Origin of the sequence: Candidatus Magnetominusculus dajiuhuensis, from assembly GCF_046044395.1 — a bacterium.
Taxonomy (GTDB): domain Bacteria; phylum Nitrospirota; class Thermodesulfovibrionia; order Thermodesulfovibrionales; family Magnetobacteriaceae; genus Magnetominusculus; species Magnetominusculus dajiuhuensis.
Window position 1 is genome coordinate 20,214 of sequence record NZ_JBJUSG010000029.1, and the last position, 10,737, is coordinate 30,950.

At 48.4% G+C, this 10,737-nt stretch carries 9 protein-coding genes; all 9 read left to right on the top strand.

Features of this window, described 5'->3' with window-relative positions:
• The 9 genes from murC (at position 1) to AB7D94_RS05950 (ending at position 10,649) form a co-directional block, all read left to right on the top strand.
• Positions 1-1,374: a UDP-N-acetylmuramate--L-alanine ligase gene (gene murC, locus AB7D94_RS05910; RefSeq protein WP_420264810.1), complete on the top strand. Its 1,374-nt coding sequence runs from the start codon at positions 1-3 to the stop codon at positions 1,372-1,374.
• Positions 1,329-2,315, top strand: coding sequence for a UDP-N-acetylmuramate dehydrogenase (gene murB, locus AB7D94_RS05915; protein WP_420264811.1), 987 nt, complete (start codon positions 1,329-1,331; stop codon positions 2,313-2,315). The genes murC and murB overlap by 46 nt, the downstream gene beginning before the upstream one ends.
• Positions 2,312-3,286 (top strand): D-alanine--D-alanine ligase, encoded by a 975-nt coding sequence (locus AB7D94_RS05920; RefSeq protein ID WP_420264812.1) that lies wholly within the window; start codon positions 2,312-2,314, stop codon positions 3,284-3,286. The genes murB and AB7D94_RS05920 overlap by 4 nt, the downstream gene beginning before the upstream one ends.
• On the top strand, positions 3,283-4,047 hold the full coding sequence (locus AB7D94_RS05925; protein WP_420264813.1) for a cell division protein FtsQ/DivIB: 765 nt from the start codon (positions 3,283-3,285) through the stop codon (positions 4,045-4,047). The genes AB7D94_RS05920 and AB7D94_RS05925 overlap by 4 nt, the downstream gene beginning before the upstream one ends.
• Positions 4,026-5,246: a cell division protein FtsA gene (gene ftsA / locus AB7D94_RS05930; RefSeq protein ID WP_420264814.1), complete on the top strand. Its 1,221-nt coding sequence runs from the start codon at positions 4,026-4,028 to the stop codon at positions 5,244-5,246. The genes AB7D94_RS05925 and ftsA overlap by 22 nt, the downstream gene beginning before the upstream one ends.
• 23 nt (positions 5,247-5,269) lie before the next feature.
• Complete coding sequence (gene ftsZ / locus AB7D94_RS05935; RefSeq protein WP_420264815.1) at positions 5,270-6,436, top strand: cell division protein FtsZ; 1,167 nt, start codon at positions 5,270-5,272, stop codon at positions 6,434-6,436.
• A gap of 93 nt (positions 6,437-6,529) precedes the next feature.
• The gene (locus tag AB7D94_RS05940) at positions 6,530-8,137 is read left to right on the top strand and encodes a radical SAM protein (protein WP_420264816.1); all 1,608 of its coding nucleotides are present in this window, start codon (positions 6,530-6,532) and stop codon (positions 8,135-8,137) included.
• 51 nt (positions 8,138-8,188) lie between these two features.
• Positions 8,189-9,124 carry an AccI family restriction endonuclease gene (locus tag AB7D94_RS05945; protein ID WP_420264817.1) on the top strand — a complete coding sequence of 312 codons (936 nt, stop codon included), beginning with the start codon at positions 8,189-8,191 and terminating at the stop codon, positions 9,122-9,124.
• A gap of 1 nt (position 9,125) precedes the next feature.
• The gene (locus AB7D94_RS05950; protein ID WP_420264818.1) at positions 9,126-10,649 is read left to right on the top strand and encodes an Eco57I restriction-modification methylase domain-containing protein; all 1,524 of its coding nucleotides are present in this window, start codon (positions 9,126-9,128) and stop codon (positions 10,647-10,649) included.
• Positions 10,650-10,737: the final 88 nt, after the last annotated feature.

Consider the following 10,737-nt stretch of genomic DNA (forward strand, 5'->3'; position numbering starts at 1 on the left):
ATGTTTAACCGTTACAGAGTAATTCATTTTGTTGGTATTGGCGGCATAGGAATGAGCGGCATAGCGCAGGTGCTCAATGACCTCGGTTACGAAGTCAGAGGCTCGGACATAAAAGACTCCGCAACGGTGGAAAAGCTGAGGGCCTCCGGCGTGACTGTCATCATTGGCCACAAGGCCAAAAACATCGCCAACGCCCATGTCGTTGTCGTGACGTCCGCCGTAAACATGGATAACCCGGAAGTGGAAGAGGCGAAGAGGCGTGCCATCCCCGTTATCCCACGGGCGGAGATGCTTGCCGAGCTGGGCAGGCTTAAATACACCGTCCTCGTGGCCGGCTCCCACGGCAAGACCACTACCTCGTCGTTGATTGCAACCGTACTGATTGACTCGGGATATTTTGACCCCACGGTGGTGCTTGGCGGCAAGTTAAACGAGACCAACAGCAACTCAAGGGTGGGCAAGGGAAATTATCTCGTTGCTGAGGCTGACGAGAGTGACGGCTCTTTCCTCAAACTCAATCCCACGGTTGCCGTCTGTACGAATATTGACAGAGAGCACATGGATTATTTTTCAACTATGGAAAAACTCAAGGGCGCCTTTGTGGATTTCTTGAATAAGGTGCCGTTTTACGGTGTTGGCGTGGTATGTACAGACGACCCCAACATAAGGGAAATCCTTCCAAGAATCAACAGAAGATACATAACATATGGACTTGACGGCGATGCGCAATATACGGCCAAAAACATTGACTACGGCTTTATGCGCTCTTGTTTTGATCTCTGTAAGAATGGCCAGTTCATTAAAAAGGTTGAGATTCATCTGGCGGGAAGCCATAACGTATTGAATTCCCTTGCCACTATAGCCGCCGCTGAGTCCCTTGGCGTGAAAATCGAAAGCACAGCCGCCTCTTTGGGGGCATTTTCGGGCATAAAGCGGCGAATGGAGTATAAAGGCACATGGCGCGGCGTAGCGGTTTATGACGATTACGGCCATCACCCCACGGAGCTGGAGGCAACCATAGGCGGGATAAAAAATCATGTGGCCAACCGGCTCATAGTGGCGTTTCAGCCGCACAGATACACGAGAACGCGCGATTTGATGGACAAGTTTGCGTCGTCTTTCTCTGGTGTGGGCAAGCTCTTTCTTCTGGATATATACGCGGCGGGCGAGCCTCCTATAGAGGGCATATCGTCTGAGGCGCTGTGTAAGAGGCTCAGGGAAAACGCGGTTGACGTAGTGTATTGTGAGAGTCAGGAAGCGGCCATAGCAAAAATAGGGCAGACAGTACAGGAGGGTGACGTACTGGTCACCTTTGGAGCTGGAGATGTGTGGAAGATGGCAGAGGATATTATAAAGAGGGGTGCCGACAGATGAGCGGCGCGGCGGTAACAACAATGGCGGAAGGACTGATGTCGGGGCTTTCAGGGCGCGTCTCATATAATGAGCCGATGAGCGAACACACCTATCTTCGCATAGGCGGTGGCGCGGCGGTGTATTTTGAGCCTGAGGGCCTGAACTCGCTGACGCAGTTCATCAGGCGCGCGCGTAAGGGCGGAGTCCCGTATTTGGTACTTGGCGGAGGCAGCAATGTCCTGTTTGGCGACGGGGGGTTTGAAGGTGTTGTAATCAGCACGAAGGGTTTCAGGAGCATAGAGACGCAGACGACAGACAAGGGTTTATTTATACGCGCGGGGGCGGGGGTCAGCCTTGCCCAGGTGGTGATGGCGGCCCAAAGGGAGGCAGGGCAGGGCATAGAGGGCCTTGCGGGGATTCCCGGTACACTGGGAGGCGCCGTGTTCGGCAATGCCGGCTCTTTTGGAGCTGAGATAAAGGACGTCGTTGTCGCGGTGACGATTGTCAGCGTGGACGGCCAGGTTAAGGTATTAAGAACTGGGGATGGGCAACCAGATTCTTTAAAATTTGCATACAGACGCTCTGGCATTGCGGACAATTCGGTCATTGTGAGTGTGGATATGAGGCTGCCCTTTGGGGACGCCGATCTCATAGCGGCGAAAGCCCATGAGTGTGTAACGAAAAAGAGACAGACACAGCCGATTTCCCTTCACTCGGCGGGGTGTGTCTTCAAAAACCCTGTCGGAGGGTATGCCGGCGAGTTGATAGAGCACGCAGGGTGTAAGGGCTTGATATGCGGCGGGATTGAGGTAAGCACGGTACACGCGAATTTCTTCATAAATCGTGGAGGCGGTACGGCTGCCGACTACCTTTCCCTCATGGAGAGGGTAAAGGCGATGGTGCAGGCGAAGTTTGATGTCGGGCTGGCTCCTGAAATAAGAATAATCGGGGACATGGCATGAAAGAAGAGCTGAGAGAGAAAAAGATTGCGGTATTGGCCGGTGGGCTGTCGTCAGAGAGGGAGATATCATTAAAGAGCGGCATGGCAGTGTTTAACACCCTGAAGGCCGACGGGTATAACGTGTGGTTGATAGACGCGGATTTAGAGGCTGCGATAAAGCTCACGGCGCTGGCACCGGATGTGGTGCTGACGGCATTACATGGCGGTTGGGGTGAAAACGGCTCTGTTCAGGGGATGCTTGAGGTGATGGGGATGGCCTATACGGGATCCGGGGTGCTTGCCTCAGCGCTGGCTATGGACAAGGTGATGTGCAAGTACTTATTCGCCAGGGCGGGACTTAGTGTGCCACCATTTGAGGTCGTTGAGTTTGGCAGCGCGGAAGTCAGCATAGCCGCTTTGTCCAGGCAAACGAGACCGGCGGTATCATTCCCCTGGATTATAAAGCCGGCGCAGGAAGGCTCAAGCGTGGGAGTAAGCATAGTGAAAAGCGAGGCGGACTATGCAAGGGCACTAAGGGAGGCCTTTAGCTATGGCAGTAAGGCAATTGTGGAGAAATTCATAAAGGGGAAAGAGATACAGATAGGCATAGTAAACGGCAAGGTGCTGGGGGGCGTTGAGATAAGGCCCTCAGGCGAGTTTTACGATTACAAGTCCAAGTATACCAGCGGTATGACAAACTACATCCTGCCTCCCGACGTCAGCCAACAGACGTATGATAAGATCGGGGAGGTGTCTGTAAAGGCATATGATTGTTTAGGCTGTAAGGGGGCGGCGAGGGTGGATACTATACTGTCTGAGGACGCTGAAACAGTCTATGTCCTTGAGGTAAACACAGTGCCGGGTATGACGGAGACGTCGCTGCTGCCTAAGATAGCGGAGAGCGCGGGCATGTCGTTTCTGCAACTGCTTGAGGAGATGCTTTGCGATGCCGTACTCAGAAAGACAATGCAGGTGGCGTCAGGCACCCTATGAAAGCGAAGAAGGAGGCTCTGGCATATAAACGTCCTAACGTGATAAACGCAAGGAGCATAGGTATTGCGGCGTGTATCCTGACGGTGCTGGGGTCGGTGATATTTTTGTGGCATTATACGTTGAGCGCTGATCTATTCAAAGTGGACAAATATGGAGTGGAGGGAAACATCCACTTAAAAGACAGCGACATATTCGAGCTTATGGACGTAAAGGGAAAAAGCATACTATCAATAAATGCGCAGATACTTGCGAGGCGGCTGGAGTCGTCGCCGTGGATAAAGACGTCATATATAAGAAAGGAGCTGCCGTCGTCAATACTGGTGAAGATTACGGAGAAGGCACCTGCGGCGGTGTTAAATGATGGACACGCGATGTATTTGATAGACGACTCCGGAGTAAAACTTGACAGCATAGAAAAACCGTTGGCCGGAATGCCGGTAATAAACATGGAAGAGCAGTACAAGAGGGCGTATGCGGAGGCAGTAAGGCTGGTAAATGTCATAAATAAGACAAGCGCCCTCAGTGGTAAGGCGATAGAGATAACGGGTATGAGGCCGGAGGACATATCGTTGACATTAAACGGTTTGCTGATACTGATGGGGTTTGGTGATTACGAGAAGAAACTGTCGAGTTATTTTTCGCTGAAAGATGAGATAGCAAACAGGAATCTGGCCATAGAGTATATAGATTTAAGGTTTTCAAACAGACTGATATTGAAGCCGTTAAAGAAGGATATGAAATGGGTGAAGGAAGCTATATAACCGGGCTTGACATAGGGACGTCGAAGGTTACGGCTATTGTGGCAAGGGTAACTGAGACCACAACGGAGGTAGCCGGTGTGGGTATGGCCGTGTCCGCCGGTGTGAGAAAGGGTGTTGTGGTAGACCTTGAGGGTGCCTCTGCCGCCATAAGAGAGGCCGTGAACAAGGCGCAGGTGGTCTCCGGTGTGGAGATAAAGGAGGTCTGCACGGGGCTTTCCGACATGCACATGAAGAGTTTTAAGAGTACGGGTGCGGTAGTGTTGACAACGGATGTTGTGACACAGCGGGATATTGACAAGGTAATGGAGACCGCCGGGACGGTATATGTGCCTTTGGACAAGGAGATCATGCACATGATCCCCGTAGAGTATGTAGTGGATGGCGAAGGGCAGATATATAACCCCGTAGGGATGAGCGGCGTGAGGCTTGAGGCAAACGTGCAGGTAGTGGTAGGGGCCTCTAATTCGATACACAATGTGGTCAAATGCTGTGAGATGGCCGGCCTGAAGGTTGCTGATGTAGTGTTCAATCCACTGGCGTCGGCTGCGGCGGTACTGAGGGAAGACGAAAAGGCCTATGGGGCAATTCTGATAGACATCGGAGGGGGCACTACTGATATAGCGCTCTTTAAGAATGGCGCGTTTATGGGTGCGGCGGTAATAGACATAGGCGGCAACCAGTTTACCAATGACATTGCCGTAGGGCTTAGGCTTCCGGTGTATGAGGCGGAGAGATTGAAAAAGGCGTATGGCATGGCGACATTCCCCGACGAATACTTCGGCGAGGAGATAACCGTTACCGCAAACATGGAAGAGAGGCGGATATCGAAATCATTTATAACAGAGATAATAAAGGCAAGGAGTGAAGAGCTTACGGGTATGATAAAGGAAGCAATACTGGGCGTTCCCGGCTTTAGCTGGCAGCCCTGGTCGGTGGTGTTGACAGGTGGAGTGGCACAACTGAAGGGACTTGAGGGATTGATTTCCAGTGTGCTGGATTTGCCCGTGAGAGTTGGCACATGTGAGTGGCAGGGGATAGGTGACAAGATTCGCGGGCCTATGAATGCAACGGCAGTGGGTTTTCTCTCATACACGAGGAAGAGGTTGTACGACAGTGGCTCAGTGGACGCATTTACGACCGGGCAGTATTCGATGTCGAAGTGGTTTAAGGGTCTGGTAGGAAAGTTTTTTAACAGATAAATTAAAAAGTAAGGAGGGACGGTATGTTTGAACTAGTGGAGTCAAATGATGGAAAGGCCAACATTAAGGTAGTGGGCGTAGGCGGGGCGGGCGGTAACGCGATTAACAATATGATAGCCGCGGTGTTGAAAAACGTGGAGTTTATTGCGGTAAATACTGACTTACAGGTATTGAATTCGTCAAACGCCGAGCTAAAATTACAAATAGGCACAAAGATAACGAGAGGACTTGGCGCGGGGTCAAATCCGCAGGTAGGAAGAGAGGCAGCCCTTGAAGACAGCGAGAGGATAAAGGAAATGCTGGAAGGGGCGGATATGGTCTTTATAACCGCTGGCATGGGTGGCGGCACGGGTACGGGCGCTGCCCCTATAATAGCGGAGATTGCACGGAGCCTTGGGGCGTTGACTGTAGCGGTAGTGACAAAGCCGTTTTTTTACGAGGGCAGAAAGCGTCTGAGTAACGCGACCCTCGGAATAAAGGAACTAAACCAGTTCGTAGATACCACAATAGTAATCCCCAACGACAAGATATCACTGGTAGTGGAAAAGGGTACACCCCTGATTAAGTCCTTTGAGGTGGCCAATGACGTGTTAAAAGATGCCGTGCAGGGCATAACCGACCTCATTCTGCTGCCCGGGCTTATTAACCTTGACTTTGCCGACGTAAAGACGATAATGCAGTACTCTGGCAAGGCGGTAATGGGAATTGGAAAAGGCAAAGGCGAACAGGGCCACATAGACGCGGCAAAAAAGGCGATATCTAACCCGCTGCTTGAAGAGACATCTATTGACGGTGCCAGAGGCATACTGATTAACATAACCGGAGGCCCTGACCTTACGCTTGACGCGGTGCAGGGTGCCTCTGAGCTGGTTTTTGATTCGGCCCACGACGACGCGGACATCATTTTTGGCGCCGTCATAGATCCCTCACTGGATGGTGAGGTAAAAGTTACGGTAATAGCAACTGGATTTGAGGAAAAGAAAGAGGCCAAGATAACGATACCAGAGATGAAGACATGGAAAGGCCAGGAAAGAGAACGCAACTTCTCAAGGGGTTCAGACAGGATACTCTCGAAATCCCTCTTTGATTTCTCCAAAGAGGACAAAATCCCGACGACTGAGCTAATAGCCAACTACGAAGATGATATGGACATCCCAACGTTTATAAGAAAACAGAAGAAACCAGAGTAGATAAAGCTCTCCACACGGAAGGGCAGAGGACTACCCCCCAATAATGTCCTCTGCCTCCCCTCCTCCTAAAGATGGGATGAGCGTGGCATTTCAATGAAGACAACAAAAAAAACCCAGCGGCAGACCGAAACACGGCAATCCCTGACGCGACAATCCCTGCTTGATAAAGAGACAGGCACGGTCTATAAAGACCACGGCGGCAAGACCCGCGTATGCCTCGTCTATCCCAACACGTACAGGACTGGAATGTCCAGCCTGGGGTTTCGGCTTGTCTATGGTATGCTCAACGCACGGGAGGATGTTGTCTGTGAACGCGCGTTCTTACCGGAGTCAGGCGGTGGGGAGCGAATTTACACGATGGAATCCAAAAAAATGCCTTCAGAGTTTGACATAATAGCCTTTTCCATATCATATGAGAACGACTTTCCAAACGTGGTGAAAATCCTGAGGGCATCCGGGATACCGCCCTATGCGAGGGACAGAGGGGTGCGCTATCCACTGCTGATAATGGGCGGGCCGTGCGCGTTTATGAATCCAGAGCCGATTGCGGATTTTTTTGACGTCATAGTGGTGGGGGAGGCCGAGGCCGTCCTTGACAAGTTTATAGATATCTGTAATAAATCCGGTGATAGATCGAAACTCCTTGAGGCACTAAAAGGCGTAGAGGGTTTTTATATACCGTCGGGACACGATGTAAATTGCCGTGTAAAGAGGCGTTTTCTGAAAGACATGGCCTCGCCGCTGATAGGCCAGCAGTTGATAACGCCGCATACGGAGTTTTCGTCCATGTACCTTATTGAGGCGATGAGGGGCTGCCCGTGGAAGTGCCGTTTTTGCGCCATAAGCGGGATATACGGCGTGCCGAGGACAAGGCCGCTAACCACGATGCGCGAGGAGATAGACCGCGCCAGGGGTCTTTGTACGGCAGCTAAGATAGGCGTCATAGGGGCGTCGCTGACCGACTATCCCCACATTGGGCAGTTATTGTGTATTGAGGGCGTGGAGTTTTCTATATCATCCCTGAGGGCAAGCAAGAAGGCCGCGGAGATAACCGCATTGATAAAGACAAAACAAAGCCTGTCAATTGCCCCGGAGGCCGGCTCAAAGAGGCTGAGGGCGGTGATAAATAAAAGGATAACATATGAGGATATAATTGAGACGTCGCGCCTTGTGCTGATGCGGGGGATAGCAATGCTGAGATTATATTTCATGATAGGGCTTCCAACTGAGACAGACGAAGACATAGAGGAGATGATAGCGCTGGTAAAGGAAATCAGGGGGCTGTCGAAGGCTGGCCGGATAGTGTTGAGTGTGAGCGCGTTTGTGCCTAAGCCATTTACGCCCTTTCAGTGGCATCCCATGGAGGTGTCGGTGGTCATCCTGAGGCGGCTAAAACAATTAAAAGACGGCCTCAAAAAAGAAAATGTAAAGGTCATACACGACCAGCTTAAATATGCCTATACAGAGGGGTTATTGGCAATGGGCGACAGGCGGCTCTCTCCGGTTATTGAATCCATAGCAGATGGCCTGAACTGGAAAAAGGCCTGCGAGCTGCACTCAATAGAACCGTCAGAATATATATTTTTCGAAAAGCATTACGATGAGCCGCTGCCGTGGGATTTCATAGACAACGGGATAGAAAAAGAGCGCCTCTGGCGCGAGTATTCGTTAAGCACGGCAAGGCAGATTTGCTTGCGCTAAAAACCTTTGTTGTGATAACATCTTTAACGAAGGTTTTATAGAGGAGGCGAATTGCATCCATTTGAATTGGTGTTATCTGTTTCTAAAGAGGATATTGAATTTGAATTAAGAGGAGTGAAAGAGGTTGCTTGGGCTGATTTTTGGCTCAACCCACGGAAACTGAGAGGCAGTGATTTTTTGATGCGTTGGTCCCAAGGGGTTTGGAGTGAAAAGCGCCTGATTGATGCCGTCAACAAAACCATGCAATTTTATGCTATTGCTTACGGACTAAGTTCTACAGCGCCAAAAGATAATGTACGAGATTTTGAACTTTATTTTGAAAGACTTGACAAAGCTGGAATTGGCAATATTAAACGCCCTGACCTTTTAATTTTTAAAATTGCGGACAAACCCTTTGTTGATAGTTTTATTGCAGACAGTGGCGGTGAAGAGGAGTTACCATTTATAACCGAAGATAAGCTACAGGACATTATTCGGAAAGCTGTTATTGCAGTTGAGTGTGAAAACTCATTATGGGTAGCAGAGAAAATGCCCGATTACAGTACACCAATGAAGGCACAAAAAAGACTTGGCGGTAGACATGGTCTTCCAAAAAATGCTGTCCTACCAACTGTAATAATTAAAGAAGAGGATAGAGTTCCTTTAAGTAAATGGCAGGAAGAGAATAAAATCCCAATTCACGTTTGGCATGTTTTCTTTGACAGGGCGTATGGATTGGCATTTGACGAAGCTCAGCGACTTGTAAACGAGGGACTAATTCTGCCAACAGAACAAGTCTTTCAGGCTCCAGGTGGTGCAACGACTAAGAAACATATTTATAAGTATTATTATCACTATGCTTATCCGCTTGGTATTTCTAATGAAAAACCCAAATTGGTTCCAGACTACATTGAGGATAAGAACGGACATATTCTTCCATATGTAAAATTCGAGGGCGGCTCTCTTGATATTATGCAAGATGCAATAAACGTTTTAAAATCTTTGTAATATGGATAAATCAATAAAACATCAAAGTTTACCAACTGATTGGAACGAAAGAGAAATCCTTCGGGACAAAGGACAGTTTTGGACGCCGGGCTGGGTTGCGGAGGCTATGGTGGCTTATGTTGCAGAAGATACTGATTTAGTTTTTGATCCTGCCGCGGGACGGGGTGCTTTTTTTGAGGCACTTTTAAAACTGAACAAACAGGGAGTTTCGTATTTAGGAACTGACGTAGATAAAGACGTGTTAACTGACGAGATATATAATAATAAATCTTGTTTTGTCGAAGAAAGAGACTTTATAAAGAATCCCCCGCTTAGGAAATTCAAGGCAATTGTGGCTAATCCGCCATATATCAGACATCACCGCATTGACGAGGAAACAAAACTATTGCTCAAAAAACTCTCCGTAAAAATAACAGGGGATAGCATAGATGGCAGGGCAGGCTATCATATATTTTTTCTGATTCAAGCCCTTAATTTATTAGAAAAAAATGGCAAACTCGCATTTATTATGCCTGCCGACACTTGCGAAGGAACTTTTGCTAATAAATTATGGGAATGGATTTCAGAAAAATTTTGCATTGAAGCCGTAATAACATTTGAGGCGAAGGCTACTCCTTTTCCAGCGGTAGATACTAATGCGATTATTTTTCTAATTAAAAACTCAAAACCCATTACAAATATCTTTTGGGTTAAATCAAGTCAGCCGTATTCAACAGACCTGTTGAAGTTTGTCTCTTCCAATTTTAAGATACAAGGGGTTGACAGTCTTGAAATAGTAACAAGAGAGTTAAAAGAAGCCATCGCAACCGGCCTAACAAGACCGCAACAGAACCACAACGGTTTTATTTTTCACTTGAATGATTTTGCCAGAGTAATGAGAGGCATAGCCACAGGTTCGAATGAGTTTTTCTTCCTGACAGCCAAACAGGTTAAGGAATTTGGAATACCAAAAGAGTTTATTAAAAGAGCCGTCGGAAGAACAAGAGATATAATCGGCAGCATTCTGAATGACGAAGATATTCAAAGATTAGAAGACAAAAACCGCCCAACCTATCTTTTTTCCATCAACGGACACGATGCACTTCCGGATTCTGTCACCAACTATTTAAATGCAGGCAAAGAAATGGGGCTTCCTGACCGTTCACTAATCAAACAGCGAAGGCCTTGGTATAAAATGGAAAAAAGAGAAGTTCCTCCATTATTGTTTGCTTATTTGGGCAGACGCAACACGAGATTTATTCTAAATGAGGCTGGTGTCGTGCCGTTGACGGGGTTTCTATGTGTGTATCCAATATACAAGGACAAATCTTATATCCTCAGCCTGTGGGAAGCGCTTAATCATTCTGACACCTTAAAAAACTTGCAGCTTGTGGGCAAAAGTTATGGTTCAGGTGCAATAAAAGTTGAGCCTGGAAACCTAAATATATTACCCATACCAGAACATATTGTAAAACAGTTTGACCTCCAACGACCATGTATGGCTGAGGTCAGGCAACTTTCTCTATTTCCAGACTTATATGGGTAGCCCAAAACTCGTGCCATCAGCGGCGCAACGCCGGATATTAGTAAGCGTCAAGAAAACCCCATCTTTACAGTGGGGGTAGCAGATGTCA

Coding starts and splice junctions, on each gene's coding strand:
- AB7D94_RS05950 (WP_420264818.1), top strand. CDS start 9,126: ATGGATAAATCAATAAAACATCAAAGTTTACCAACTGATTGGAACGAA.
- AB7D94_RS05925 (WP_420264813.1), top strand. CDS start 3,283: ATGAAAGCGAAGAAGGAGGCTCTGGCATATAAACGTCCTAACGTGATA.
- AB7D94_RS05920 (WP_420264812.1), top strand. CDS start 2,312: ATGAAAGAAGAGCTGAGAGAGAAAAAGATTGCGGTATTGGCCGGTGGG.
- ftsA (WP_420264814.1), top strand. CDS start 4,026: ATGGGTGAAGGAAGCTATATAACCGGGCTTGACATAGGGACGTCGAAG.
- AB7D94_RS05940 (WP_420264816.1), top strand. CDS start 6,530: ATGAAGACAACAAAAAAAACCCAGCGGCAGACCGAAACACGGCAATCC.
- ftsZ (WP_420264815.1), top strand. CDS start 5,270: ATGTTTGAACTAGTGGAGTCAAATGATGGAAAGGCCAACATTAAGGTA.
- murC (WP_420264810.1), top strand. CDS start 1: ATGTTTAACCGTTACAGAGTAATTCATTTTGTTGGTATTGGCGGCATA.